General features: G+C 58.8%; 23 protein-coding genes and 1 tRNA gene. 12 read left to right on the top strand and 12 right to left on the bottom strand.

What is annotated here, in order from left to right:
• Positions 1 to 47 precede the first annotated feature (47 nt).
• On the top strand, positions 48 to 1,127 hold the full coding sequence (locus V5B39_RS06465) for a TRAP transporter substrate-binding protein (protein WP_332342105.1): 1,080 nt from the start codon (positions 48 to 50) through the stop codon (positions 1,125 to 1,127).
• Between the two features lie 162 nt (positions 1,128 to 1,289).
• Here the strand turns inward: V5B39_RS06465 and V5B39_RS06460 are convergent, their stop codons facing one another.
• Together V5B39_RS06460 and V5B39_RS06455 are read right to left on the bottom strand one after the other, a co-directional pair.
• Positions 1,290 to 2,798 carry a TRAP transporter large permease gene (locus tag V5B39_RS06460; RefSeq protein WP_332342104.1) on the bottom strand — a complete coding sequence of 503 codons (1,509 nt, stop codon included), beginning with the start codon at positions 2,796 to 2,798 and terminating at the stop codon, positions 1,290 to 1,292.
• Positions 2,798 to 3,385, bottom strand: coding sequence for a TRAP transporter small permease subunit (locus tag V5B39_RS06455; protein WP_332342103.1), 588 nt, complete (start codon positions 3,383 to 3,385; stop codon positions 2,798 to 2,800). Before V5B39_RS06455 ends, V5B39_RS06460 begins: the two co-directional genes overlap by 1 nt.
• Before the next feature lie 473 nt (positions 3,386 to 3,858).
• Between V5B39_RS06455 and rlmD the strand changes: the two genes are divergently transcribed.
• The 4 genes from rlmD to V5B39_RS06435 all read left to right on the top strand — a co-directional run bounded on the left by rlmD (position 3,859) and on the right by V5B39_RS06435 (position 7,950).
• The gene (rlmD, locus tag V5B39_RS06450) at positions 3,859 to 5,166 is read left to right on the top strand and encodes a 23S rRNA (uracil(1939)-C(5))-methyltransferase RlmD (RefSeq protein ID WP_332342102.1); all 1,308 of its coding nucleotides are present in this window, start codon (positions 3,859 to 3,861) and stop codon (positions 5,164 to 5,166) included.
• A gap of 95 nt (positions 5,167 to 5,261) precedes the next feature.
• Positions 5,262 to 6,329: an energy-coupling factor ABC transporter permease gene (locus V5B39_RS06445; protein ID WP_332342101.1), complete on the top strand. Its 1,068-nt coding sequence runs from the start codon at positions 5,262 to 5,264 to the stop codon at positions 6,327 to 6,329.
• A 50-nt stretch (positions 6,330 to 6,379) separates the two neighbouring features.
• Positions 6,380 to 7,189 (top strand): cobalt ECF transporter T component CbiQ, encoded by an 810-nt coding sequence (gene cbiQ, locus V5B39_RS06440; RefSeq protein ID WP_332342100.1) that lies wholly within the window; start codon positions 6,380 to 6,382, stop codon positions 7,187 to 7,189.
• The gene (locus V5B39_RS06435) at positions 7,186 to 7,950 is read left to right on the top strand and encodes an energy-coupling factor ABC transporter ATP-binding protein (RefSeq protein ID WP_332342099.1); all 765 of its coding nucleotides are present in this window, start codon (positions 7,186 to 7,188) and stop codon (positions 7,948 to 7,950) included. Before cbiQ ends, V5B39_RS06435 begins: the two co-directional genes overlap by 4 nt.
• Positions 7,951 to 7,976: 26 nt before the next feature.
• Here V5B39_RS06435 and V5B39_RS06430 read toward each other — a convergent pair whose 3' ends face one another.
• Both V5B39_RS06430 and V5B39_RS06425 read right to left on the bottom strand, forming a co-directional pair.
• Positions 7,977 to 8,615: an alpha/beta hydrolase gene (locus tag V5B39_RS06430; protein WP_332342098.1), complete on the bottom strand. Its 639-nt coding sequence runs from the start codon at positions 8,613 to 8,615 to the stop codon at positions 7,977 to 7,979.
• 34 nt (positions 8,616 to 8,649) lie between these two features.
• Positions 8,650 to 8,958, bottom strand: coding sequence for a (2Fe-2S) ferredoxin domain-containing protein (locus V5B39_RS06425; protein ID WP_332342097.1), 309 nt, complete (start codon positions 8,956 to 8,958; stop codon positions 8,650 to 8,652).
• A 202-nt stretch (positions 8,959 to 9,160) separates the two neighbouring features.
• Here V5B39_RS06425 and V5B39_RS06420 point away from each other — a divergent pair, with 202 nt between their 5' ends.
• On the top strand, positions 9,161 to 10,189 hold the full coding sequence (locus V5B39_RS06420) for a J domain-containing protein (RefSeq protein WP_332342096.1): 1,029 nt from the start codon (positions 9,161 to 9,163) through the stop codon (positions 10,187 to 10,189).
• Between the two features lie 5 nt (positions 10,190 to 10,194).
• On the opposite strand, the gene V5B39_RS06415 is transcribed toward V5B39_RS06420, so the two are convergent.
• Positions 10,195 to 11,310, bottom strand: a complete 1,116-nt coding sequence (locus V5B39_RS06415) for a VanZ family protein (RefSeq protein WP_332342095.1) — start codon at positions 11,308 to 11,310, stop codon at positions 10,195 to 10,197.
• Between the two features lie 317 nt (positions 11,311 to 11,627).
• Here V5B39_RS06415 and V5B39_RS06410 point away from each other — a divergent pair, with 317 nt between their 5' ends.
• Positions 11,628 to 12,689, top strand: coding sequence for a glycosyltransferase family 2 protein (locus V5B39_RS06410; RefSeq protein WP_332342094.1), 1,062 nt, complete (start codon positions 11,628 to 11,630; stop codon positions 12,687 to 12,689).
• 15 nt (positions 12,690 to 12,704) lie between these two features.
• On the opposite strand, the gene V5B39_RS06405 is transcribed toward V5B39_RS06410, so the two are convergent.
• The 7 genes from V5B39_RS06405 to rfbA all read right to left on the bottom strand — a co-directional run bounded on the left by V5B39_RS06405 (position 12,705) and on the right by rfbA (position 20,410).
• On the bottom strand, positions 12,705 to 13,856 hold the full coding sequence (locus tag V5B39_RS06405; protein ID WP_332342093.1) for a glycosyl transferase: 1,152 nt from the start codon (positions 13,854 to 13,856) through the stop codon (positions 12,705 to 12,707).
• On the bottom strand, positions 13,856 to 15,517 hold the full coding sequence (locus tag V5B39_RS06400; protein WP_332342092.1) for a glycosyltransferase: 1,662 nt from the start codon (positions 15,515 to 15,517) through the stop codon (positions 13,856 to 13,858). The genes V5B39_RS06405 and V5B39_RS06400 overlap by 1 nt, the downstream gene beginning before the upstream one ends.
• Entirely contained in the window at positions 15,510 to 16,604 is a 1,095-nt protein-coding gene (locus V5B39_RS06395; protein ID WP_332342091.1) for an FkbM family methyltransferase, read from the bottom strand. The genes V5B39_RS06400 and V5B39_RS06395 overlap by 8 nt, the downstream gene beginning before the upstream one ends.
• Positions 16,601 to 18,067, bottom strand: a complete 1,467-nt coding sequence (locus V5B39_RS06390) for an ABC transporter ATP-binding protein (protein WP_332342090.1) — start codon at positions 18,065 to 18,067, stop codon at positions 16,601 to 16,603. The genes V5B39_RS06395 and V5B39_RS06390 overlap by 4 nt, the downstream gene beginning before the upstream one ends.
• Positions 18,057 to 18,875 (bottom strand): ABC transporter permease, encoded by an 819-nt coding sequence (locus V5B39_RS06385; protein ID WP_332342089.1) that lies wholly within the window; start codon positions 18,873 to 18,875, stop codon positions 18,057 to 18,059. The genes V5B39_RS06390 and V5B39_RS06385 overlap by 11 nt, the downstream gene beginning before the upstream one ends.
• Complete coding sequence (gene rfbC / locus V5B39_RS06380; protein WP_332342088.1) at positions 18,875 to 19,420, bottom strand: dTDP-4-dehydrorhamnose 3,5-epimerase; 546 nt, start codon at positions 19,418 to 19,420, stop codon at positions 18,875 to 18,877. Before rfbC ends, V5B39_RS06385 begins: the two co-directional genes overlap by 1 nt.
• Before the next feature lie 102 nt (positions 19,421 to 19,522).
• Complete coding sequence (gene rfbA, locus V5B39_RS06375; RefSeq protein WP_332342087.1) at positions 19,523 to 20,410, bottom strand: glucose-1-phosphate thymidylyltransferase RfbA; 888 nt, start codon at positions 20,408 to 20,410, stop codon at positions 19,523 to 19,525.
• 259 nt (positions 20,411 to 20,669) lie between these two features.
• On the opposite strand from rfbA, the gene V5B39_RS06370 reads away from it, so the two are divergent.
• The 5 genes from V5B39_RS06370 to V5B39_RS06350 all read left to right on the top strand — a co-directional run bounded on the left by V5B39_RS06370 (position 20,670) and on the right by V5B39_RS06350 (position 25,737).
• On the top strand, positions 20,670 to 21,584 hold the full coding sequence (locus V5B39_RS06370; protein ID WP_332342086.1) for a glycosyltransferase family 2 protein: 915 nt from the start codon (positions 20,670 to 20,672) through the stop codon (positions 21,582 to 21,584).
• Entirely contained in the window at positions 21,577 to 22,470 is an 894-nt protein-coding gene (locus V5B39_RS06365) for an NAD-dependent epimerase/dehydratase family protein (RefSeq protein WP_332342085.1), read from the top strand. The genes V5B39_RS06370 and V5B39_RS06365 overlap by 8 nt, the downstream gene beginning before the upstream one ends.
• Before the next feature lie 55 nt (positions 22,471 to 22,525).
• A complete protein-coding gene (locus V5B39_RS06360; RefSeq protein ID WP_332342084.1) occupies positions 22,526 to 24,469 on the top strand; it encodes a polysaccharide biosynthesis protein in 1,944 nt (647 codons plus the stop codon).
• A gap of 658 nt (positions 24,470 to 25,127) precedes the next feature.
• Positions 25,128 to 25,203: transfer RNA gene (locus V5B39_RS06355), tRNA-Thr, on the top strand.
• Between the two features lie 138 nt (positions 25,204 to 25,341).
• Positions 25,342 to 25,737, top strand: a complete 396-nt coding sequence (locus V5B39_RS06350) for a hypothetical protein (RefSeq protein WP_332342083.1) — start codon at positions 25,342 to 25,344, stop codon at positions 25,735 to 25,737.
• The last annotated feature ends 123 nt before the right edge of the window (positions 25,738 to 25,860 follow it).

Raw genomic sequence — 25,860 nt, 5'->3', positions numbered from 1 at the left:
TTGCGGGGCAACTCGTTTACAAGACAAGAACCTATAGGAGACAAATTGTGGAAAGACGTTCCTTTTTGAAGAATGCGGGTGCTGGCCTTGCGGTCGGTACGATGGCCATGCCGGCGATTGCCCAGAACGCCCCGACGGTCAAGTGGCGCCTGGCTTCGAGCTTCCCGAAGAGCCTCGACACCATCTACGGAGGTGCCGAGCACATGGCCAAGCGGGTTGCCGAAGCGACCGGCGGCAAGTTCCAGATTCAGGTTTTTGCCGGCGGCGAAATCGTTCCCGGCCCGGCGGTGTTCGATGCCGTCAAGGACGGTACCGTCGAAATGGGGCATACTGTCTCCTACTATTTTTTTGGCAAGGATCCCACCTACGCGCTCGAGACGGCCGTTCCCTTCGGAATGACCAGCCGCCAGATGGACGCCTGGATGCGTTACGGCAACGGCAGCAAACTGCTTGGCGAAGTGTTTGCCAAGTCGAACATCATGACCATCCCCTGTGGCAACACCACGACCCAGATGGGCGGCTGGTATCGCAAGGAGATCAAGACCCCCGCCGACCTCAAGGGGCTGAAGATCCGCATCGGTGGCTTCGCCGGTGCCGTGCTCAGCAAGCTGGGCGCCGTGCCGCAGCAGATCCCCGGTGGCGACATCTACCCGGCGCTCGAAAAGGGGACGATCGACGCGGCCGAATGGATCGGCCCCTACGATGACCAGAAGCTTGGATTCAACAAGGTGGCCAAGTTCTATTACTACCCCGGCTGGTGGGAGGGCGGCCCGCAGGTGTCGGCCTATGTCAGTCTCAAAAAGTGGGCCGAACTGCCGAAGGAATACCAAGCCATTCTGCAAATCGCCTGCGCCGACGCGCATGTGGACATGGTCGCCAAGTACGACGCGAAAAACCCGACGGCGCTCAAGCAGCTCGTGGGTTCGGGAACGCAACTGAAACAGTTCCCGAAAGAGGTCATGGACGCCTGCTACAAGGCGGCAATGGATTTGTACGCCGAGACCTCGGCATCGAATGCCCAGTTCAAGAAGGTCTACGATGACTACAAAAAGTTCATGGACGACCAGAACCTCTGGCACCGCATCGCCGAAGGCTCGTACTCCAGCTACATGTACAGCAAGCGCTAGGCAGGCGTATCGAGCGAAGCCGGCGGCAGGTTGGTCACTGCCGCCATACCGCTAGACTGCGCAGGAAAAGGAGGAACGGAGGCCGACGCCTCCGTTCCTTTTTGATGGCCATCCCCGTGCGGTTGCCTGACGATCTCCGACCGTCGAGCAGTCGCCGAGAAGTTACTTCGCCTGATCCTGTTTCATCGCATCGCGCACGGCCTTGCTGGCGGCGTCTTCCGAATCGGCAGGGGATACTGCCGCCTCTTTCGGGCTCTCGAAACCCGCTGGGGTAGCGGGTGCACCGTAATCGGACGTTGGCATCTCGATCTGTACCGAATCGAGATCGACCTTCTCGTCCTGGTCAAGACCGAAAGTGACGAGTTGCGGAAAGAAGATGAGGATTCCGACCATGATGATCTGGATGCAGACGAAGGGGATCGCTCCCCAGTAGATATCGGTCGTCTTGACCGACGCCGGTGCCACCGAGCGCAGGTAGAAGAGCGCAAAACCAAAAGGCGGGTGCATGAACGAAGTCTGCATGTTGACCGCCAGCAGAACGCCAAACCAGATCAGATCGATGCCGAGCGCCTGCGCAACCGGCCCGAGCAGTGGCACGACGATGAACGAAAGCTCGAAGAAGTCGAGGAAGAAGGCGAGCAGGAAAACCAGGACGTTGACCACGATCAGGAAACCGATTTCGCCACCCGGCAGGCCGGTCAGCAAATGTTCGACCCATTTGTGGCCATCGACCCCGTAGAAGGTCAGCGAGAAAACGCGCGCGCCCACCAGGATGAAGACCACGAAAGTGGTCAGCTTGGCGGTCGTATCCATCGCCTGCCTGAGCAGCTTCCATGACAGGCGCCGGCGCGCCAGCGCCATGATCAGGGCACCGGTCGCACCCATCGCACCGCCCTCGGTCGGCGTCGCGATGCCGAGAAAGATCGTGCCGAGCACCAGGAAGATCAGCAGCAGCGGTGGCACCAGCGTGGTCAGCACACGCAGCAGCAGCTTGCCGCCGCGCAAGGTCCGCGCTTCGAGCGGCAGGGCCGGCGCCCAGCGCGGTCTGAAGATCGCCACCAGTACCACGTAGCCGACGTAGAAGGCGGTCAGCGTCATGCCCGGCAGGAAGGCACCCTTGTACATGTCGCCGACCGACTTGCCCAACTGGTCGGCCATGATGATCAGCACCAGCGAGGGGGGAATGATCTGCGCCAGTGTTCCGGAAGCGGCGATGACGCCGGAGGCGAGTTTCTTGTCATAGCCGTAGCGCAGCATGATCGGCAGCGAGATCAGCCCCATCGAAATCACCGAGGCGGCGACGACACCGGTCGTTGCGGCGAGCAGCGCGCCGACGAAAATCACCGCGAGCGCCAGGCCACCACGGAGCGGCCCAAAAAGTTGACCGATGGTGTCGAGCAGGTCTTCGGCCATGCCTGATCTCTCGAGAATCAGACCCATGAAAGTGAAGAATGGGATCGCCAGCAGGGTATCGTTGTTCATGATGCCGAAGATGCGATCCGGCAATGCTTGAAACAGTTGTGGCCCGAGCAGACCGAGTTCGATGCCGACAAAGCCGAAGAAAATGCCGTTGGCCGCCAGTGCGAAGGACACCGGAAAACCGACGAGCAGGAAAACGACCATCGAAGCGAAGATGATCGGCGCCATGTTGGCGATCAGGAATTCGGTCATCACAGTTCTCCCTTCTGGGCCTTGATGGCCAACGCCAGTTCTTCTTCAGGCGTTGGTTGGTGCGTCTTGGCGGTCGGGTCGGGGCATTTTCCCTGCAGGAAACCGATGCGTTTGATCAACTCGGAAAAGCCCTGGATGACCAGCAGGAAGAAGCCGATCGGTACCAGCAGGCGCACGGGCCAGACCACCAGGCCGCCGGCGTTGCTCGACTGTTCATTGTTGTGCAGTGCGAGCAGAAAGATCGGCCACGACAGATACATCACGGCAATCGCCATCGGCAGCAGAAAGAAAATGATGCCGAAAATGTCGATCCACGCCTGGCTTCTTCTCGACAGGCGACCGGCAATCAGGTCAATGCGCACATGCTCGTTGCGCTTCAGCGTATAGCCCGCGCCAAAGAGAAAAATCGCCGAAAACAGGTACCACTGGATCTCGAGAAAGGCATTCGAACTGTAGTTGATGGTGTAACGCATGACCGCATTGCCGGCGCCGATCAGGGTAACCACCAGGACCAGCCAGATGATCGCCTTGCCGATGCGCTCGGTGAGCCCATCGATCAGGCTGGAAAGCTTGAGTAAACTGTTCACAGGATATTCCTCCTCCATTGACAAGCCAAAGATTCACTCCTCCTGGGCCCGATCGCTTGCGCTTTGCCTCATTGCCGGGCAATTCATCAGGCCGCTTTGCAGGATGCGGACTCGCGTCCGTTTGATCCAAGCTGCAAAGGCGATGATTATGGCACATCTTCGATTGAACCATGCGCGATCGATTGCGCTCTGTGAAAATTGGTTTCGAATTAGAAAAATCATTTTAATCAGTGAATTGATCACAAAAAAAGGGGCCCTTGGCCAGTTCCCGTGACGTTCGCAAAGAGCCGGCACAGGGTTCACAGCAGACCCTGACGCACATTTCGGCATCCAGCGGAACCGGATTTGTGAAGGGTTTCCGGTGCGCGGAGACCGCTTCGATCCCCCAGTGATTCGCTTCTTCTGGGAAATCAGCCCGTGAACCGGGCAGATATTCGGGATAGAATCGCGCGTTTTCTCTGCGGAAGCGTCGCATGCCTACCGGAATCATCGAGTCGCTGGACCACGAAGCGCGGGGAGTGACCCGTCTTGACGGTAAAACGGTTTTCGTCGAGGGCGCCTTGCCGGGCGAGTGCGTCGAGTACGCCAGTTATCGACGGAAACCCAGCTATGAGCTGGCACGCACGCTGCAGATACTGGCCTCGTCGCCGCAGCGGGAGACGCCACGCTGCCCGCATTTCGGCGTCTGCGGCGGTTGCAGCATGCAGCATCTCGATCCACAGGCGCAGGTCGCAGCCAAGCAGCGCCTGCTCGAGGACAATCTCTGGCACCTCGGCCGCGTCAAGGCAGACCAGCTCTACGCGCCGATTTACGGCCTGCCCTGGGGCTACCGCTATCGAGCGCGCCTTTCCGTTCGCCTGGTGCCAAAGAAGGGGGGCGTTCTCGTCGGTTTCCACGAGAAGAGAAGCAGCTATGTCGCCGACATGAAACAATGCGAGATTCTGCCGCCACACTTGTCGGCAATGCTCTTGCCGCTGCGCGAACTGATCGGCGAGTTGTCGATCCGGGATCGCCTGCCGCAAATCGAGGTGGCCGTTGGTGAGCGGATGACGGCGCTGGTGCTGCGCATTCTCGAAGCCCTCAATCCGGCGGACGAGGCCCTGCTGCGCGACTTCGCCGACCGCCATGCAGTGGTCTTCTACCTGCAGCCGCAGGGGCCGGCAACGGCTTATCGCTTCCATCCGCTCGACGGGCCGCCACTCTCTTACCGGCTCCCCGATTTTGCGGTCGAACACGCTTTCTCGCCGACCGAGTTCACCCAGGTCAATCACGCGATCAACCGCGTGCTGGTGCGGCGCGCTCTGGCCCTGCTCGATCCGCAAGCGGGTGAGCGGATTGCGGACATGTTCTGCGGGCTGGGCAACTTCACGCTGCCGATTGCCCGCTCCGGCGCACGCGTGCTGGGGGTCGAGGGGAGTACCGAGCTGGTTCGCCGCGCTGCCGGGAACGCAGCGGCGAATGGCCTGGACGATCTCGCCGAGTATCGCGTCGCCAACCTCTTCGAGACCACACCGGAGAGCCTGGCGGCGCTCGGCCGTTTTGACCGGATGCTGATCGACCCGCCGCGCGAAGGCGCGCTCGAACTGATCAAATCGCTCGACGCGGACGGCCCGCAGCGGATCGTCTACATTTCCTGCAGTCCTGCCACGCTGGCACGCGATGCGGGCATTCTGGTCGCCCAGAAGCATTACCGGCTGCGCGGCGCCGGCGTGGTCAATATGTTTCCGCAGACTTCGCACGTCGAATCGATCGCCCTCTTCGAACGTACGCCAGCGACCTGAGCTTCTCCCTGCAGCACCGCGCAGGTCCGCAAACCACAGCTTCGCTTTGTGGCAGAATCCTCTATGTTGGTGCAATCATTGCTCGGGAGAAAATCATGCACATGGCGGATGCACTGTTGTCGCCGGCTGTCGGCGGAACGATGTGGGCAGTCTCAACGGGCACCATTGCCTATTGCTCGAAAAAGGTCACGGACGAACTCGACGAGCGCAAGGTGCCGTTGATGGGCGTTCTCGGCGCCTTCCTTTTTGCTGCCCAGATGATCAACTTCAGCATCCCCGGCACGGGTTCGAGTGGCCATCTCGGCGGCGGGCTGCTGCTGGCGATTCTGCTCGGGCCGCATGCCGCTTTCCTGACCATCGCCTCGGTTCTGCTGGTGCAGGCGCTGTTCTTTGCCGACGGTGGTCTGCTGGCTCTCGGCTGCAACCTCTTCAACCTGGGATTTTTTCCGGCATTCATCGCTTACCCCCTGATCTACCGGAAAATCGCCGGTCAGCGACCAGGCCAAATGCGCCTGAGCGTGGCGGCCATCGTCGCAGCGACGGTCGGGCTGCAACTGGGAGCGTTCGGGGTCGTCGTCGAGACGGTCAGCTCGGGGATTTCGTCGCTACCCTTTTCCACTTTCGTGCTGTTCATGCAGCCCATTCATCTGGCCATCGGAATCGTCGAAGGCGTGGTGACAGCCGCGATTGTCTCGTTCGTCCATCGTGCACGGCCAGAATTGATCAGTGCAGCCCGGCCGACGGCCACGCCTGGCCAGCAATCGCTACGCAAACTGCTGCTGGCTTTTCTCGTCGGGGCCATGCTGACCGGTGGACTGTTTTCCTGGTTTGCGTCGAAAGACCCGGACGGACTCGAATGGGCGATTGCCCAGGTGAGCGGTGAGGCCGAGCTCAAGGGGCCAGAGCAGGGAATGCACGCGGCACTGGCCGCGCTCCAGGACAGGATCGCGATCCTCCCGGATTACGCCTTCCGGAAAAACGAGGCTCAAATACAGGACAACGGGGGCAGCGATGGGAACGGCGACGCCTATCCGGAAAGCCGGCTCGGCAGCAGCGTCTCGGGGATCGTCGGCGGTCTGCTGGCGCTGCTGCTGGCATTCCTAATCGGCTTCCTGCTCAAGAAACGCGTCCGCCGCATGCCGCGTGCCGGCGGCTTGCCTTGATGGCATCCGGCCAGTCGCCAGTCGCTTTGCTTTCCCCCTGAGCGCGCAGCATGGCATCGATCGAGGGCAGGGCCGCCAACTTTCGTCTCCTCGACCAGCTTGCCCGCGCGGACACCGCCATCCACCGTCTCGATGCACGCGCCAAGGTCGTGGTGACGCTGACCTTCATCGTCGTCGTGGCGTCTTTCGACCGATACACCGTGGCGGCCCTGCTGCCGTTTTTTATTTTTCCGGTCGTCCTGGCCGCACTCGGCAAGCTGCCAACGGCGTATGTCGCCAGGAACGTTGCCGTGGCCATCCCCTTCGCGCTGGCAATCGGTCTCTTCAACCCGCTTTTCGACCAGCGGGTGCTTTTCGAGCTGGGGTCGATCCCGATCAGTGCCGGCTGGATTTCCTGCGCGTCGATCGTCGTGCGTGCCGTGCTTACCCTCAGTGCAGCGCTGATTCTCATCGGCGTGACCGGATTCCCTGCGGTCTGTGAAGCGCTTGAACGCCTCGGCATGCCAAAGGTCCTGGCGATGCAGATGCAGTTCCTCTACCGTTACCTCTTTGTCCTGATCGAGGACGCCCGGCGCAGCGCCCGCGCGCTGGAACTGCGCTCGTGTGGCCGGTTGCCGCGCCTGCCGACCGTCGCCTCGCTGATCGGATTACTTCTGCTGCGAACCTGGCAGCGGGCAGATCGCATCCACATGGCGATGCTTGCCAGGGCCTACCGCGGTGATTTCCACAGCCGGAAGGCCGGCAATTTCGGTAGCAGCGAAGTCGCCTTTGTCGCTGGCTGGATGGCCCTCTTCGCTCTGTTGCGCGTGTACGACGCGTCGCAGCTTCTTGGCGCGCTGGTCGAGCGGGCGCTGCCGTGAGTCACCATCTCGTCGAGCTGAAGCGCCTGGTCCACGTCTATCCGGATGGGACTGCTGCGCTCAACGAGGTTTCGCTCCGCATCACGCACGGCGAGTGCGTTGCCGTCATTGGTGCCAATGGCGCCGGCAAGTCGACGCTGCTGCTGCACCTGAATGGCTGCCTGGTCGCCAGTTCTGGTGAGGTGCGGGTGGGCGACTTTCCACTGACCAAGGCAACCCTGCCGCAGATCCGGCGCACCGTCGGTATGGTCTTCCAGGACCCGGACGACCAGTTGTTCATGCCGACAGTCTTGGACGACGTCGCCTTCGGACCGCTCAATCTCGGCTTGCCGCCGACCGAAGCCGAAGAGCGCAGCCGCAATGCCCTCGTTCTGGTCGGCGCCTGGCACTTGCGCAGCAAGCCACCGTACCTGCTTTCCGGGGGCGAGAAAAAGCGCGTCGCCATCGCCACGGTGCTGGCCATGTCGCCGGACATTCTCGTCCTGGATGAACCGACCAGCGGCCTCGATCCTTTTGCGCGCCGGCAACTGATGGCGCTGGTCAGGGGCTTCCGCCACACCCGGATCATTGCCAGCCATGACCTCGACCTGGTGATCGACCTCTGCGAGCGCACCGTCGTTCTCCACGAGGGACGAGTCGCCGCTGACGGGGAAACCCGCGAACTATTCCGGGACGACGCGCTGCTCGCGCGGTGCCGGCTGGAGAAGCCGTTTTCGATGCAGGGGTGTCCGGTTTGTGGGGTCGTTCGGCGGATCGCCTGACGACGTCTTGCGGGTACCCGTGCTGTTCAGTGCCGCCATGCGTGGCTGACGATTTCGCGGATCAGGTGCAGGCGACGGTGAAAGAAATGGTCGGCGCCGGGAACGACGATGATCGGCAGGTCCAGCGGCTTGGCCCAGGCGATGACGTTGACCAGCGGCACGGTGGTGTCCTCCGAACCATGAATGACGAGGGTGTCTCTCGGCACGGCCTTGGTGTGGTATGTGCGAGCGCCTTCGACGAAACCCGCGGCGGTACCGACGAGCACCAGCCGCTGTGCCGGATGGCTGGCGGCAAGCAAGGCTTCGGCGACGCGGGTCACCACATAGGCGCCGAAGGAAAAACCGGCGAGCGCGACCGGCAGATTGCCGTAGCGACACTTGGCTTCTGCAAGCACGGCCAGCAGATCCTGGCTTTCGCCGTTGCCTTCGTCGTGTTTTCCCTCGCTCAGGCCGATGCCACGGAAATTGGGACGCAGCGCCACATAGTCGAAGTGGATGAAGGTGCGCGCCAGCGTCTGCACCACCTTGTTGGTATTACCGCCACCGAACAGCGGGTGCGGGTGGGCGATCAGCGCGATACCGCGCGGCGCGCCGGGATTCTCGACGGTGATGTCGATCTTGCCGACCGGTCCATCGATCAGCAGTTGTTCTGCCTGCGGTCTCATCGTTTTTCCTTCACTGATCTCGTGCTGCTTCCGTTCAGATGCGCAGACGGTCGACGACCCGCCCCTGTACCAGATGCTCCTGGATGATCTCCTCGATGTCTTCACAGTCAACGTAGCTGTACCACACCCCTTCCGGATAGACGACCAGCACCGGTCCCTGGTCACAACGGTCCATGCAGCCAGCCTTGTTGATGCGGATCTTGCCGGCGCCCTTGAGGCGCAGTTCGCCGATGCGGTCCTTGGCGTAGGTCTGAGCGGTGGTGGCGCCGGCATGGTTGCAGCAGGTTTCGCCCTCGCCGCGCTGGTTGCAGCAGAAAAATACATGATGCTTGAAATGGCTCATAAGACTGGCTCCTTCAGGTGAATTGCTGGCTGCGGCGCCCGATTCTAACCCTGATTCTGCTGTCGCCGTTGCTGGCAGCACACATCAGCCTGCAGATCTGCCGACCACGAGCACCGATATCGCATAAAATGCCCGTAGCCTTGGTGTCCATGGTCGCGACCCCCCGCCGCGTTCGCCTCACCAGTGCCCATTCTGACCATTCATGAATATCCGCGAGGACCCGTACGCCATTCTTGGCGTACACCGCCATGCATCGCTTGACGAAGTCAAGCGCGCGTATCGTCGACTGGTCATGCAGTGGCACCCGGATCGTAACCACTCGTCTGCAGCCGGCAAAGAGTTCTTGCGCATCCAGGCTGCCTACGAACTGCTGCTCGACCCGCAACGCCTGGCCGAATGGCGGTTGACGCAGGCGGCAGCGGCCAGGGAGGGCCGCCCGACCGCCGCCGCTCCGGTTGCCGAGGATCTGACGCAATCCCTGACGCTGACGCTCGAAGAAGCGGCGGCGGGTTGCCTGAAACACATCGAACTGCTGCACCACATTCGCTGTGCGGGCTGCCGTGGCAGCGGTCGCTTGCAGCACAAGCACTCGCTGCCTTGTCCGCGCTGCAACGGCTGCGGTCGGGTCGCTCGCAAAGGGGGCGGCACGAGTGTGTGCGAAGGATGTGCCGGGCGCGGTTATCTGCGCGAGACGGACTGCAGCGATTGCATGGGCAGTGGCTGGCGCCAGGAATGGCGAACGCTGGCCGTGCGCGTGCCACCAGGGCTGCGCGACGGCGAGCGACTACGCCTGGCCCGACAGGCGCCACTGACTCCCGGCAATACCATCGCTGGCGATCTCTACCTCGAAATCAGCCTGGCCACACATCCGCTGTTCATCCTCGATGGCCATGATCTGCATTGTCAACTACCCGTGAGTATTTTCCGCCTGCTCGGCGGTGGCCATGTCGAGGTGCCAACCCTGCGCGGCACAACCCGCTTCGAACTGCTACCGCAGCGCTCGCTTGAGCAACGTCTGCCAGGCCTGGGTTTTCCACACAGGCAAGGTGCTGCAGTCGGCGATCTGGTGCTGCATCTGCAGTGCATCTTCCCGCAGGCTGTGGGCCCCGAGGACCTTGCGCTGCTTGAACGACTCGAAATGCACCTGGCGGCCGACATCGAGCAACGAGCGCCCCAACTCGCTGCCTGGGAACGCCAGTTGCGTGCTCGCCGCCAATCGGGTGACGCTTGAGCGCCCTACAAGTGGCGTCCGACTACCGTCAGATAGGGTAGTGCGACGAAAGGCCAGAAACTGGCGACCCAGCGCGTGAGACCGTTGAAGTTGAGGAAGTGTCCTTGTCGCCAGGCGGCCAGCGCCGCTTCCGAGTAGGGGTTGGCCGGCGTCAGATTGACCAGCGCGCTACCGGCCATCAGCGCCACACCCGCCAACGCGATACGAACGGGTGCCGGCAACAGCAGTAGCAGCGAGAGCAGCACGCCACCGATCAGCAGCCCGAGTTCGGCACCCGGCGTCAGCCAGGCAAACGCCTCCTGTGGAGCAACCAGGACCGCGGCGGCAAACGTCCTGATGGCCAAGGCAAGTACGAAGAAGACCAACAGCGCGAGATGCGGCGCGGCCCGATCGGCCAGCAGTGTGCGCGCAAAAAGACCGATGACGATGGTGTTAAGGGCGATGACACCGGCTTCGAGAACGAAAAACGAGTGCGCCGCGTAGGGAACCGCCGGCGTCAGTTGGAGCACGCTGCGCAGGTCGCCGGTGGTGAACAGCAGCGTTTCCGGAGAGAGCTGCGTCAACAGCCAGGTACCGAGCAGCACCAGACCGAGTTCGAGGTGCTCCAGCGGCGCCAACAGGGTCTGCTGGACTTCGCCGATGCGCCGGAAGATTTGCCGGCCACTGGAGAACGCGATCACTGCACCGATGGCGGCACCGGCAGTATTGCAAGCGAGATCGAGATTCGAAGACACGCGTGCAGGCAACCAGTTCTGCAGGAACTCCATGGCCAGGCTCAGCAGGCTGCCGAGCAGTAGCGCGACGATGGTTGCGGTCCAGCGTCCACCGGGCAGTCGGCGTAGCGCCAGCGCTACCAGGAAGCCCAGCGGCACGTAGGCAACGACGTTGACCACCAGGTCGAAAATTGTCCAGTAGCGCGGCCAGGCGGCGTCAATGAACTCCAGCGGCGAGACGCCGAGATCGCGCCAGTTGGCGAAGGGATAGAGGCTCGCGTAGATGATCAACACGAGGTAGGACAGCGCCAGATACCGCGACAGCCGCAACAATCGTGCGGGCGGCGGCGCATGGGATTCGTCGGCGCGGGCAGGTGCTGAGGGTGGCGGTTGCGGGGTTTGCTCCATCAAGTCACCGCCAAGCGTTGCAAATCCACAATTCTAGCGCCTTACCTGGAAAAAGCGCGATGATCGCACAACCGCACAACCGGCTGGCCTCTCGTCCTTTCCGGGTTGCCTGGACATGCAACAATCCACACTGGAAGGTGACCCTGCGCCCGATCGACGAGCCCTCCCCCGCAAGCGGTAGGCAAGATTCGTGAGTCGCTGATGCGACTTTCACATGACGGGGTTCGGCGAGCACCAGAAATCTCATTTTTTCCAGCATGCGCGCGTGACATTCGCGTAAGCTAGGAGAGTTTTTTTGAGTCTTCGTAAGAATCACATTGAATGATCAGATGAATGAGAGATGGCCCAAGGTAACCGTGATCATTGTCAACTGGAACGGCGAACGATTCCTTGACCGTTGTCTATCGGCGCTGCTGGCCCAGACGGTGGAACCGCATGAGATCATTCTTGTGGATAACGCGAGTTCCGACGGTTCGCTCGACCTCGTACGCAGATTTCCCTCGGTACGTTTGCTGGCGCAGGACCGAAACCTCGGTTTTGCGCGCGGGAATAATCTGGCGATCGAAGAGGCGGCAGCCGAGTCTGAATGGATCGCCTTGCTCAATCCGGATGCTTTCGTCGAGCCGTGCTGGCTGGAAGCATTGCTGTTGGCAACGCGCGACTATCCGGCTTTTGAAATATTCGGTAGCAAGCTGGTTGCTGCCGCCGATCCGGCCATATTGGATGGGGCCGGTGATGCCTATCACGTCAGCGGCCTGGTCTGGCGGCGAGGGCATGGGGCACCTGTCACATCGGTTTCAGAGCAAACGCGGGAAGCATTCTCCCCCTGTGCGGCGGCAGCGCTGTATCGGCGAAGCGCATTGGTCGAGGCAGGTGGTTTCGATGAGGACTTTTTTTGCTACCTCGAGGATCTGGACCTCGGTTTCCGTTTACGACTGGCAGGGTATCGCTGCCTCTATGTATCCACATCGGTGGCCCATCACGTAGGCTCGGGTACGACCAGTGGGCAGCATAGCGATTTTGCCGTGTATCACGGGCATCGTAATCTGGTGTGGACCTACGTGAAAAACATGCCATGGATACTGTTCTGGGCGTTCCTGCCCTTGCATCTGGCGATGAATCTGGTCGCCCTGATGGTGTTCTCATGGCGCGGCCAGGGACTAACGATGCTGCGCGCCAAGCGGGACGCGCTCAAGAGTATTCCAAAAATGTGGCGGAAACGGCGTTCGATTCAATCCTCCCGGATTACAACGGTGCGTGAAATCTGGCGCTTGATGGATAAGAGCATTATCCCGACCAAGCGAGGCAGTCAGACGTGCGATTTGTCCACGATCTGGTGGCAGCGATCGAGCAAACGGAACACCGCTGACCCTGGCTGACTGGATCCCGCCCGGTCAAGGCCGACGCGGACGCCCAAGTGCAAGCTTCTGCTTTGCCTGCCGAGCAATGAAGGCAACGCGAGGTGGCAAGAGATTGATGATGCGATGCCGAAATCCCCTCTTGGCTGGCAGCTCACTGCTGGCGGTTTGCCCGTTGGCTTTCCACCAGGATAGGAAACAATCATGCTTCTCGACCAGATAAGGATCAGGGAAGGCGGCTCTCAGATCGCCACGTTTGCGATAAATGCGCCTTGCCTGCAATGGGATCAACTCACCATTACTGAAGCTTCCATATGTCCAGTGCTTGTAGATCGGATTGCTGTTATCGGCCTGCTTCAGATCAGCAGCATACCCATTCCAAAGCTCATGCGCCACCCGCTGACTTGCAGCATAACGCATGAGCATACCCAGGCCAGCGCCGCTATCATAACCGGTAAAGTGGTAGAACCGAAGTGGCGCACTTCCGGCACGATATGTCCAATGGACATCCTTGGTGATCGGCCGATGCGCCAGGTTCCAAGTGGCCACATTGAAACCAGGATCGCGCAGAGTATGTAAGCGATCAAAGAAGCACGGCGCCAGGTCGCACCAGCGCTGATCGGTAAACAGGCCGCCGGGGATGTCATCAATGCAGAATAGCAACAGTCGCTTTGCCCACCAATCCATGAATTCACGGCCTTGCCCGCCGGCACGCGCAGCGAAAAATCCAAGGTTGTAGACCCCGTGTTTCAACGCTGATATTTCGTTATCCATGATCGCCTGGGTTTGCTCTTCTGCAACCAACAGGTGCGGGGTTAATAACACTTCGTACTGATCAAGCAGTTCGTCAAGTGGCGACAGGGAATTGAATACCTTGATGTCAGGATCAAGGTACATCACCTTGTCCACTCCAGGGCGAGCGGCAAACAACAGCCCGGCGACGCCCTTTACCGCCGTGCACAATTCCACGATGGAATGTCCAAAAGCCCAGGACTTCCAGCCGGGGATGCCGAGTTGGTCGATGGTAAGGACACCATCGAAGGGCTCGTTTGCCAGATCAAATTTGCTCGGGAGATTATCCGATAAAACCAGATGGAAACTCCAATTGGGATGAAATCGCTTGACAGAACGAGCGAGAACACGAGCCTTTGGAATATAGCTTTTAGTTACGGAAGTATAAACAAGCATCAAGCAGCATCCTCGGCGGAAATCGCACAGGCAGTCGGTAGCAAATATGTTTTCCGATGGAACTCGATCAATGCATCGAGCACCGCGCTTCCGCCCTGCTCCCGCAATATCAGTCCTTTTGAGTAGTTGCGCAAGCGCTCGGCCGGCGCACCCAGATCAAAGCAGGCGACTGGGCAATGAAGTTCCATCAACTCCTGGACAACATAGGAAAAGGTCTCGGGGCAGATGGAAGGAAACAAGAAGGTATTGACTCCGTGGTCACTGATCAATACCGGGAGTTGAGCCTGTTTGTAGGGACCGGTCACCGTCACCACCCGCTCAGGGCAGTTGGCATCAAGAGTACCAAAAACCACGATCTGGATCTTGGCATCGCGGCGTGCGATTTCTCGTGCCAGATCCTGTACAATTTTTGCCCCCTTATGGTAGCCAATATGACCAACGACGCCGATACGCAGGGCAGTCACCTGACTGGGCAACAGCGGTTCGCTCCGGAGAGGAGCGACCTTGTGCGGTAATATCTCTGCATGCGAAAGATCCAGTTGCGGGTAGGCGCGGGACAACAACTGCAGTGAGCTATTCGAGAACGCAATGATTCGATCCGCCACACCCAGAGCCTTGCCCCAGGAGGTGCGCCAATGCTCGATACTCTTCAACTGAAAAAGCGTCGCAAATCCCTGCTGATTTTTTTCTAGGCACTCCTGACATTTTTTTCCTTCTGGCAGGTTGCAGAATACCCCTTGATGATTGAGCAGGAAATGCGATGGGCACACTGTAAAAAAGTCATGCAGGAGCATGGTCACAAAAGGATTTTGCTCAGCCTTGAGCGCAACGATCAGGTCTGGAGTTTCTTCTGGTTTAACGAAAGATACCGCAGTATTATAGATCACTTCGTCGAATCGCACCCTGTGCGCCAGGTCGCGCACGAAGCTCAGGCCAGGAATAGAATATCGACGATCGGGCTGCCGGCCGCATACCAAAAGCATATGATTAAGGGTCGCCACTTGATAACTCAGGACCAGAACCGTAGCCCCCTGGCTTAATCTGTCCGCCACCAGCCCATCCCGGTATTGATTTGCGCCTCCGCCAAGATCATGATCGATGACCAGCACGTTCTTCCCAGGGCCGCCGAGTGTCAGGCTATGGACGATGGCATCGACGCTGACTTCAGAAAATTTCCGGTTTCCTCTCAAATGGCGCCTGGCCTTATCGCTGAGGACCGCAAACTGTCCTTGCTTGATCAAACCCCATCCACGCCGGAGAAAACTCTTGGTACGATGCCAACGCAGGGTATGACTCCAGGATGCATTCGGGGCATCCAGGTTTGTCAGACAAGAGGAGGAGACGTGCACTTCAAAGCAATCACCGCCCGCCAAACTGCCCACCAGTGAAAGTCGAGTGATCTGATCAATTCTCTTGGCACACCCGCCGTATACTACAAACCCCGAGTTGAGCGAGTAGGGTGAGGCAGAATAAGAGTCCTGCACATCGGCCCTCGGCTTCCCATACTCGATGGAGATGTCGCACACCTCCTGACAATCTGCGGAGACAAGGCGCAGGCTCAGCGTTGCAACCTCTTCGAGCGCGTGGAACAACCAACCGAAGCCAAAGATCGTCTGGTCTCGAAAGACGAGGGAATCAATGCCAAAGTGCACCCTATCCATCCGCTTTGGCCTTGTTCGCAGGAGCCAAACGAAGCTTTTCGCCAACGCGCCAGAAAATGCTACCTCGAATCGCTTCCAATTCGGCCTGCCGGTCATAGGCCATTCGCTCGGCGATATCCTTGGCGTGCTCTGTCGCTTTCAGACGTTCCAAGATATTGGCGTACTCGGCGTTCTGGACGAGCAGTGCGGCAAGCGGCGATGGATAGGTAAGCGAGAGTTTCGCTCCAGCTGAACAATGCGCAAGAACATCAAGCAGATATTGTGGTTTATGGAGCAACAGCAGGGCCAGATCGTCAACCGTTTCTAGCGGCGGGAGATTATTTGTCGACAGAACGTCCTCAAACCTCGCATACGAAGTCATGGGAATCAGCAGCAATCCTGCTTCCAGAGACGACCCAAAAATGTTTACCTGATTACCGGCAAAATTTTCTTGATTATATGCCGAACTTAAAACACCAAAAATTCTATATTCTTCCTGTGCACACCACTCGAAGATTGGCGCACTCGCTGCCAGCGAGTTGGACTCTGCAAAGATGACTGGTTGACATCGTCTGATGGTTTCTCGACCGCCCTCCAGAACCGCCAGTTCCATCCCTTCCACATCAATCTTGAGAAAATCGAGGCGATCAAGCCGGTAATCATCCAGGGGTCGGACGGTGACGGTTTCTTTGGTATCGTCTCCGTCGTCATCCAAGGCAGCCAGTGCGGAGGCACCGAAGTTATGACTTCCCTCAAGATGAAGAATTGGTACTGATAGCCGATCTTCTGCCGCTCCGAGTGCGCCCCTGATCACCGTGATATTGTTGACCGGGGCCAGCCTGGCATTCTGGTCGAGAACCTCTGCGATATTCTGGCGAGGTTCAAATGCAATGACCCTTCCGGACTCTCCAACCATCGCCGAAAAGGCACGCGCATGCGTCCCGATAAACGCACCGGCATCCACTACTACAAAACCGGTCTGAATGAAATTGACGAGCATGTCAATCTCGTTTTGAGCCCACTCGCCATACAGACTCAGTGATCGTGAGATCACGCTATCGGCATCGATGATCCGGAAGTCACCATACGCAGTGCTGATGACGCTCACGGTGCAACCGCCTGCAGCTGCGGGAAAAAATTCATTGCAATCTCTGTATTCAGGAACCCCCCAAGGCCATGGACGACCGGGCCGGAAATCGATTCAATTATCATCGCATCATGAACCCAGTGATGCTGGATATGATCATCGCCCCGACCTTCGGCGACAGCTATGTTCATCGTATATTGACCGCGGATCAGTATTGGCATGGTAAAGCGGAATCTGACATCGACCATATCCCTTGCCGAGAGGCTGGGCTGCAGGTGGCGAAAAGTGGGATCGGTTCCTTCTGTGTAAAGATATTGCCCGAGTCGGTCTTTCAGCATCAGCCCCACTGCCAGGTATGAAATACTTTGATTTGCCTGCACCCTCACAACAAAACAAACCGGGTGCCCGCCTGTAAGCATCACGAGTTGCTTTTCATTCTCATCAAAAAAACCCGCATTGATGATCGTTGCGCCACCAACACCAAAAGCCTCGGTATCGTCGCGATAGGCTGACACGGAATAGATATTGGCTTCCGGAGCTGTTCCCTTGAGCACCCGTGGCGCTCGGTCATTGTCTCGCGATGGCGAGTGGAGCTGCACCATGCGCTGTTCAACGACGGCCTGATGGCGTGTCGGATCATCATAAACTTGACTGAGGTACTGTTTGCACAAAGTCTCTGCAGGTCCCGTAATGGCCTTTTTCTGCCCCCCGCCAAATAAAATCACCGCAGATTGGCATATATTCATCACGGCACCCATGTCATGGCTGACAAAGAGAATCGTGCCACCCTTCTCCTGGTATTGACGAATGAAGCGCATACATTTTTGCGTAAAGAATGCATCGCCCACAGCCAACGCCTCGTCAATAATCAAAACATCCGCGTCGACATGCGCGATCACCGCGAACGCCAAGCGCACGTACATCCCGCTTGAATAGGCCTTGACCGGTTGGTCGATAAATTCGCCAATATCCGCAAAGGCAACGATCTGTTCAAACCTGGCATCGATTTGCCTTGTCGAGAGACCGAGAATCGAGGCATTCATGTAAACGTTTTCACGACCGGTGAACTCCGGATTAAAGCCAGCCCCCAGTTCGAGCAAGGCAGCAACCCGCCCATTGACTTCGATTGTTCCGGTCGTCGGCGCCAGGGTGCCACAAACGAGCTGCAGTAGAGTCGACTTGCCTGCGCCATTGCGTCCGATAATGCCGACGGTTTCACCCCTTTTCACCTCAAAAGCAACATCCTTCAAAGCCCAGAATTCACGATGATATTGTTTGGTCGGCTTGCCCAGGAGTCTTTGCAGCCATGGATAAATCGACTGCTTTAGACGGTCATGCGGCTTTTCGTAAACCTGGTAACATTTGGAGAGATTATCGACACGGATAGCATAATCATCGCGAACTGGCGCACCCTGATCCTCGTGACCGCGGTTTTCGCTCGAAGGTTTTCGCGGAGGCAGCCTGTCCTGGCGATCAGAGGACATCGGCAAACCCCTTGCGCGTCTTCTGAAACCAGGCGAAACCCAGCCAGGCGACGATTCCGGCACTCAGTAGATACACGCACATGACCTTCAGATCAGGCACTCTGCCCCAGAATAGCACCTCGCGAACCTGCTCGATTGCGGGCGTGAGGGGGTTCAAGCTGAGGAGGTAGCCGTATTCTTTCGGCAGTGCGCTGGCGGGATAGAAGACAGGCGAAAGAAACATCAACACGGTCGTGACAATACCGACGAATTGCGAGATGTCGCGCAGGTAGACTCCCAGCGATGCCAACCCCCAGGTCAAACCCATAATAAATAGCAGCAAAGGAATAATGACCAATGGAAACAACAGCACCGTTATTTGAGGCATTCCAAAAAATATCGCATAAGCGACCAGCCAAACCAACAGGCTGACCGTACCGTGAAAGAGGGTTGACCCCAAGGCCGCCCAGGGAAGTATCTCCAAAGGGAAAACGACTTTCTTGACGTAGTTCGCATTGCCAAGAATCAGGCCGGGAGCCCGGTTGACGCATTCTGCAAACATGTTGAAAACGATGAGGCCAGCAAACAACACCAGGGCAAATTCGGTTTTTGAATCACTCCCCACGTTCCAGCGCGCCTTGAAAACGACACTAAAAACGAATGTGTATACTATCAGCATGAAAATCGGGTTGAAAAGTGACCACAAGATGCCCATCAGCGAACCACGATAACGGCCGACAACCTCACGTTGCACGAGGGCCTTTACCAAAGTGCGGTTGCGCCATAAGCTGGCCGCCATTTCTCTTGGTGAGATCGAAAAATTCCGCATCAAGCGTAGACCTCTGCGGCCTGAAATGCGGCACCTTCCGCATCTTTCGCAGAGACCACGGGATCGCCATCGATGGGCCAGTTAATCGCCAGATTGGTGTCATTCCAGACGATGCAGCGCTCGTGCTCCGGTGCCCAGTAGTCAGTGGTCTTATAAAGGAATTCGGCTGTCTCGCTGAGCACGACGAAGCCGTGGGCAAAGCCCTCGGGGACCCACATCTGTCTCTTGTTTTCTGCGCTCAGGATTTGGCCCACCCATCGACCAAAGGTGTGTGAGGACTTGCGAATATCCACCGCCACGTCAAAAACCTCGCCAAGCACAACGCGTACCAATTTGGCCTGAGGCTGTCTGATTTGGTAATGCAGGCCACGCAGTACGTTCTTTGCCGAGCGGGAGTGATTGTCTTGTACGAAATTGACTTTCCGGCCAAGCGCGGTTTCGATTTGTGCGTGGTTGAAGCTTTCGAAGAAGAAGCCTCGGTCGTCTCCGAATACCTTGGGTTCGAGTAACATGACATCAGGGATGGCCAAAGCAGTTGCTTTCATTGCGTCTGGGCTGCCTTTCGTGATGAGGATGTGGCCAGAGTTCTTCCTGACCGGCGGTGCCGCAACAAGGGGCGGTGATAGAGGCGGCCGGAAGCATCTGCTTCAACCGGCCAGATTTCTTTCGTTCAGTAGGCGCAGCAGGTATTGCCCGTAGCCGTTCCTGGCCATTGGCTGTGCCAGGTTGGCCAGTTGCTCGGCATCAATCCATCGCTGTCGATAAGCGATTTCTTCCGGGCAGGCCACCTTGAGTCCCTGGCGGTTTTCCAGCGTGGCAATAAACTGGCTGGCATCGAGCAGCGATTCGTGGGTACCGGTGTCCAGCCAGGCATAGCCCCGTCCCATGATTTCGACCTTGAGCTTCCCCTGTTCCAGATACAGGCGGTTGAGATCGGTGATCTCGAGTTCGCCACGCGGCGAGGGTTGCAGGTTCTTGGCCAGCCCGACTACTTGTCGATCATAGAAATACAAACCGGTGACGGCGTAATTGGACTTTGCTTGCCTGGGTTTTTCTTCCAGCGATAGCACCTTGCCGCAGGAATCAAACTCGGCCACTCCGTAACGCTCGGGGTCTTTCACATGGTAAGCAAAGACGCTTGCCCCCTCGTCACGAGCCATGGCATTCGCCAGGAGGTGGTGGAAGTCATGGCCGTAAAAGATGTTGTCACCCAGCACTAGGGCCGACAGATCATCGCCAATGAACGACTCCCCGATGATGAACGCTTGCGCCAGACCGTCGGGACTGAACTGAACGGCATAGTGAAGACGGATACCCCAGCGCGAACCGTCACCGAGCAGTTGCTCGAAGCGCGGCGTGTCCTGTGGCGTCGAGATGATCAGGATGTCACGTATTCCCGCCAGCATGAGGGTGCTGAGCGGATAATAGATCATTGGCTTGTCGAATACCGGGAGCAACTGCTTGCTGATTGCCAGGGTGGCTGGGTGAAGCCGGGTGCCAGAACCACCAGCAAGAATGATGCCTTTACGTTTCATGCAGATATTTCCAGTCAAGACGGATCATCATTGGAGTGGCCTGCGAGTCTACCACTTGGGAGCTTCCAGACACAGTACGCGGAGCGGGGAAGTTGCCAAAATTGGCGGTCGGACCACCCGAAAAAGCTGGCAATCTCACCACGGCGAGGGGATCAAGATAGAATTCACCCTCTCCGGCCAGACGGGCCCACTCGGCAATCACCTGGAAATCTGCCATAAATGAATAACAACACTGGGAAAGCAATCCACAGGGGGCCTCTTGACGCCAACGGCATCCCCTCCTGATTGTGATGTAGTCATCGTCAATTACAACGCAGGCAAACTGTTGACCGACTGCGTCTCCTCCGTGCTCAACGCCAATGCCGCGCGGGCCATTGTGGTGGATAACGGTTCGACAGATGGCAGCCTGGAATATCTCGAACGTGCCATCCCGAGCAAGAAACTTTCGCTACTTTGCAACCACCAGAATCTGGGATTTGCCTTTGCCTGCAATATTGGCGCAAGAGCGTCATCGGCCAGCCGCTTGTTGTTCCTGAATCCAGATGGTGTTCTGACCGAGCGCGGATTGGCACGCATGATCGAGGTGCTGGATTCTTCACCGACGATTGGAATGGTCGGCGGATTCCTGTGCAATCCCGATGGGTCTGAACAGGCTGGGGGCCGACGTTCTTTCCCTACCCCCCAGCGAGCCTTCCTGCGGGCTTTTGGCCTCTCTCGCCTGGCCCGCTTCTTCCCGGAAACGTTTTCAGATTTTCTCCAGCACGCCGAGCCATTGCCTGATCAGCCGGTGGCTGTCGAGGCAATTTCCGGGGCCTGCATGTTGGTCAAACGTACGGCGATCGAGGACGTAGGGCTTTGGGACGAAGGATACTTTCTCCATTGTGAGGATCTCGACTGGTGCATGCGCTTTGCACAACGGGGCTGGAAGGTGATGTTCGTTCCCGATGCCCAGGTTGTTCATGTCCGGGGAGCGTGTGGCCGCAACCGTCCCCTGTTTGTGGAATGGCACAAGCATCATGGAATGTTGCGGTTCTATCGCAAGTTCTACCATCATCAGTACCCTGGCCTCCTCTGGGGGCTGGTCGTGGCGGGGGTATGGATGCGGTTCATCATGGTTGCCGGCTATCATGGCATCCACTACGCTCTGGTCAGAATGGGAATAGGCCGTGGCTGAGTACCCGATGGGCGTCCTCGGCGCCACCAGCCTGGTGGGGGAATGCTTGTTGCCCCTGCTGACGCAGGCCGGCTGGCGCGTCGCCGCCTTCTCGCGACGGCAGATCGGACAAGTGGCTGAGGGAGTGGAGTGGAGATGCCTGTCGAACGCGGCTTTTCCCTCACCCCCCGGCCCCGAGCCTCTGCCCGCGGCAAGGCGTTTACCTTTGTGGATTTGCGTGGCACCCATCTGGGTATTGCCTGAGCATTTCGCCTTGCTGTCGGCGCATGGCGCACGGCGCGTGGTCGCCCTGTCTTCGACCAGTCGCTTCACGAAAGATGATTCCTCTGATCAGCAAGAACGCGCTGTGGCCCATCGCCTGGCCGAGGCCGAGGCACGCCTGCAGGCCTGGGCTGAAGATCACGGCGTGGAATGGGTGATCCTGCGTCCAACCCTGATCTACGGTCGCGGGCAGGACAAGAACATTGCGGAGCTGGCCCGCTTCATTCAACGCTTCGGTTTTTTTCCGCTGCTGGGCGAGGCAATCGGGGCGCGTCAGCCCGTTCATGCCGAAGACGTCGCATGGGCATGCCTGGCGGGATTGCACTGTGCTGCCGCGGCAAACCGGGCATACAACATTTCCGGCGGGGAGACCCTGCCTTACCGGGAGATGGTGAGGCGCGTCTTTGCTGCACTTCATCTTCGACCGCGGCTGTTTGCCATCCCACTGGCGGCATTCAAGTCGGTGCTGGCACTCTTGCGACTGTTGCCCAGATGCCGGCACTGGTCAGGCGGCATGGCTGAACGCATGAATCGGGACCTGGTGTTCGATCATACCGACGCAGCGCGTGATCTCGGATTTTCCCCTCGCCCTTTTCTGCTTGGGCAGAAGGACCTGCCGAGATGAAGCCGAAGGCTGCACGTGCCACCGTCCCATCCTTTGCAGCCAGTCAGGAGGAATGATGCCTAGACTCATTCCCGAGCATATTTCGAGCGCACTGATCCTCTTGCCACGCCATGGCAAGCAGGGTCTGATGCTGCTTGCCGATGCACTGCTGCTGGTATTCGCTGTCTGGGCGTCGTATGCCTTGCGTTTGGGCGAGTGGTTCATTCCCAACCGTTCACAACTGGTATTGATGGCCGTCGCACCACTGCTGGCGATGCCCGTTTTCCTCAAGATGGGCTTGTATCGCTCGGTGATTCGCTACCTGGGCGAACAAGCGCTGTGGTCGGTGTTCAAGGGGATGTCGCTGGCAGCACTGTCGTGGGCGGTGCTGGCCTTCATGACCCAGATGACCGGACTCGAAGGCGTACCCCGGGCCGTACCGCTGTTGTACTGGCTGATTGGCATGGTGTTGGTCGGTGGTTCTCGGTTTTCCGCACGCTGGTTGCTCTGGTTTCCACTGCGCAATCGTTTTGCCGGCCGGCAGGTGCTGATCTACGGTGCCGGCGAAGCCGGTCGGCAACTGGCCGCTTCACTGCGACGCGGGCGGGATCTCTTCCCCGCCGGTTTCCTGGATGATGACGCCACCCTGCAAGGCAAGGACATGGGCGGTCTGCGGGTGTATCCACCCGAGCACCTGCCGGCATTGATCGAGCGTTTCGACATTCACGATGTGATCGTGACCCTGCCTTCTGCCTCCAGTGCCCGGCGGCGTGAGGTCGTGTCGTTTCTCGAGGAGCATCCGGTACGGGTACGCATTCTCCCTGCACTGACCGACATTGCCACCGGCCGGCACTTGGTGAACATGGTTCGGGAAGTGGATATCGGCGACCTGCTGGGCCGCGACCCCGTTGGCGCCGATCCCAGCCTACTCGGACGTTGCATCACCGGCAAGACCGTTCTGGTGAGCGGTGCCGGCGGTTCGATCGGCTCGGAGTTGTGTCTGCAAATCGCCGCTCTCGCCCCGGCCCGGATGGTGTTGCTGGAAACGAGCGAGCATGCCCTGTACCAGATCGATCGCCTGCTACGTTCGATCGCGGACTGCAGGATCATCGCCAGTCTGGGATCGGTTGGCGATGCCGCTCTGGTGTCGGGGCTGCTGGCCGAACATCGGGTGCAAACCATTTACCATGCCGCCGCTTACAAGCATGTACCGCTGGTCGAGGCCAACCCCCTCGAAGGCGCCCGCAACAACGTGCTCGGCACCTTGACCCTGGCGCAGGCGGCATTTGCTGCCGGTGTACAAACTTTTGTCCTGATTTCGACCGACAAGGCGGTGCGCCCAACCAATATCATGGGGGCCAGCAAACGCTGGGCAGAACTGGTCGTCCAGGGCATCGCCCGGCAGGCCAGTGCGCAAGGCAGCGGTCAGCAATTCTGTGCGGTTCGCTTCGGCAACGTCCTCGGTTCCAGCGGCTCGGTGATTCCACTGTTCAAGGACCAGATTGCCCAGGGCGGTCCGGTGACCGTCACGCACGCCGAAGTGACGCGCTATTTCATGTCGATTCATGAAGCCGTGGAACTGGTCATCCAGGCCGGCAGCCTGGCGCTCGGCGGTGAGGTCTTCTTGCTTGACATGGGCGAGCCGGTGAAAATCTTCGATCTGGCCCACAACATGATCCGGCTGGCTGGCCATTCGGTACGTGATGAGGACAACCCCGAAGGCGACATCGAAATTGCCATCACTGGTCTGCGTCCCGGCGAAAAACTCTACGAGGAGCTGCTTATCGCCAGCAGTAACGCCGAGGGCACCTTGCACCCCAAGATCATGAAAGGTGACGAGCCTTGTCTCGACGCGGAGGTGCTGAACGGGCTGATTGGGCAGCTCGGCGTGGCTCTGGAGGCGCGCGATGAGGCAGCCGTGCGCCAGGTATTGATGCGGGTGGCCGGCGATCGCTCCGGGCGTCGTCGCCTGGCCACAGATTTCTCAGGCTTGCAAGGCTCCAGGGAGGTGACAGGATGAACTGCTCAAACTGTGACCGACAAGATTGATCGACGGGACGTGCTCGACCACGCCGAGCGAAGCTGCCAAGCCAACCAGGGAGCCCCCGGAGTGAATGGGGTGTGATTCGAAGACATCGCCGCGTAGGGAGAAGAGCGCTGACTCGGGGTCTTCCTCTTCCCCACCTGCCGTCACCCATACCCCGGCAGAACCCCAGGCTGTGTTTCGCTCGCGTTCACCTGGCACAGTGGCCTTCCCCGTATTCGCGCCGGGTCGGCTTTTGCATCACACTTTTTCGAGGCCTGCTCAGGGTTCAATCAACTTATACGGCCGGCATGTTCGCCGAGTTCCTGACAGAACTCTCTACACCAGAGGCTTCAGCCGTTTCGTTTCCTCCACGACGGCTCCAGTTGCTGCCGGCCGGAGCGAAAGTTGCCGGGCGGGTTTCGCATCCGCTGGAAAACGGCGCCTTTGCACAGCGCACGCGAATGACAGTGTGGGTTGAAGTGCCTTGTTCGCTCGAGAGGCGTTGACATCGGTGATCACCCCCGCGAGGGTGGGGCATATCGGTACCTCCCAACACTTTCATTCGCACCCCAGAAAATGCGGGGGTATTTTCAAGGAAGGAGTCCGCTGTTACAATTTCAAATCTGCATGGGGTGTCATCAATAATACCCGTGCCGCTGTAGCTCAGTCGGTAGAGCAGCGCATTCGTAATGCGTAGGTCCCCAGTTCGATTCCGGGCAGCGGCACCAAGAAATCAAGCGCTTAGGGCACATCACAAGGACGTTCTTTTTTCCGGGGTTACGCCGGGGTTACATTTGCCGCGCTTCGACAGGTTTTTCCGGGAAAATCACGGTCGCCAATCTATGTATCCTCCGGGGTCTTTTTCGATGACTACTCGCCGTTCTTTGACCCTGGTTGCCGCACTGAGCGTTGGGCTCGTTCTTTCCACCTCGACCAGCGCCTTGACTTGGTCTGCCCTGGATCTCGGGACCTTCGGCGGATCTACCCTTGACGGTCCTGCCACCGGCATCAACGCATCCGAGCAGGTGGTGGGGACGGCGTTTACACCCTCCGCTCATGCCTTTATTACCGGCCCGAATGGGGTCGGCATGACCGACCTCGGGACACTTGGTGGTTCATTCAGTCGTGCCACCAGTGTCAATGCCTTCGGGCAGGTGGTAGGGTATGCAACCACACTGAACGGCGACTCTCATGCCTTCATCACCGGCCCGAATGGGGTCGGTATGACCGATCTCGGGACACTTGGCAGTTCCTCATTCTAGGTTCTGTTGACACAAGCACCGTTTACTGCGAAGGTTAAAGCCTTTTGGCGATGGTGAACCGGCTCGAAATCAGCGACGAAGAATGGGAGGCGATCTACCCGATACTGGCGGCCCACAGGCATG

This window comes from Accumulibacter sp., from assembly GCF_036625275.1.
Classification (GTDB): domain Bacteria; phylum Pseudomonadota; class Gammaproteobacteria; order Burkholderiales; family Rhodocyclaceae; genus Accumulibacter.
The sequence above is the reverse complement of the archived record's forward strand: the minus strand, read 5'-3'. Positions and strand labels throughout refer to the sequence as shown.

Excerpts from the sequence above, each read along its gene's own strand:
- V5B39_RS06460 (WP_332342104.1), bottom strand. The coding sequence starts at position 2,798 with ATGACCGAATTCCTGATCGCCAACATGGCGCCGATCATCTTCGCTTCG.
- rlmD (WP_332342102.1), top strand. The coding sequence starts at position 3,859 with ATGCCTACCGGAATCATCGAGTCGCTGGACCACGAAGCGCGGGGAGTG.
- V5B39_RS06445 (WP_332342101.1), top strand. The coding sequence starts at position 5,262 with ATGCACATGGCGGATGCACTGTTGTCGCCGGCTGTCGGCGGAACGATG.
- cbiQ (WP_332342100.1), top strand. The coding sequence starts at position 6,380 with ATGGCATCGATCGAGGGCAGGGCCGCCAACTTTCGTCTCCTCGACCAG.
- V5B39_RS06430 (WP_332342098.1), bottom strand. The coding sequence starts at position 8,615 with ATGAGACCGCAGGCAGAACAACTGCTGATCGATGGACCGGTCGGCAAG.
- V5B39_RS06425 (WP_332342097.1), bottom strand. The coding sequence starts at position 8,958 with ATGAGCCATTTCAAGCATCATGTATTTTTCTGCTGCAACCAGCGCGGC.
- V5B39_RS06420 (WP_332342096.1), top strand. The coding sequence starts at position 9,161 with ATGAATATCCGCGAGGACCCGTACGCCATTCTTGGCGTACACCGCCAT.
- V5B39_RS06415 (WP_332342095.1), bottom strand. The coding sequence starts at position 11,310 with ATGGAGCAAACCCCGCAACCGCCACCCTCAGCACCTGCCCGCGCCGAC.
- V5B39_RS06405 (WP_332342093.1), bottom strand. The coding sequence starts at position 13,856 with ATGCTTGTTTATACTTCCGTAACTAAAAGCTATATTCCAAAGGCTCGT.
- V5B39_RS06400 (WP_332342092.1), bottom strand. The coding sequence starts at position 15,517 with ATGGATAGGGTGCACTTTGGCATTGATTCCCTCGTCTTTCGAGACCAG.
- V5B39_RS06390 (WP_332342090.1), bottom strand. The coding sequence starts at position 18,067 with ATGTCCTCTGATCGCCAGGACAGGCTGCCTCCGCGAAAACCTTCGAGC.
- V5B39_RS06385 (WP_332342089.1), bottom strand. The coding sequence starts at position 18,875 with ATGCGGAATTTTTCGATCTCACCAAGAGAAATGGCGGCCAGCTTATGG.
- rfbC (WP_332342088.1), bottom strand. The coding sequence starts at position 19,420 with ATGAAAGCAACTGCTTTGGCCATCCCTGATGTCATGTTACTCGAACCC.
- rfbA (WP_332342087.1), bottom strand. The coding sequence starts at position 20,410 with ATGAAACGTAAAGGCATCATTCTTGCTGGTGGTTCTGGCACCCGGCTT.
- V5B39_RS06360 (WP_332342084.1), top strand. The coding sequence starts at position 22,526 with ATGCCTAGACTCATTCCCGAGCATATTTCGAGCGCACTGATCCTCTTG.
- V5B39_RS06350 (WP_332342083.1), top strand. The coding sequence starts at position 25,342 with ATGACTACTCGCCGTTCTTTGACCCTGGTTGCCGCACTGAGCGTTGGG.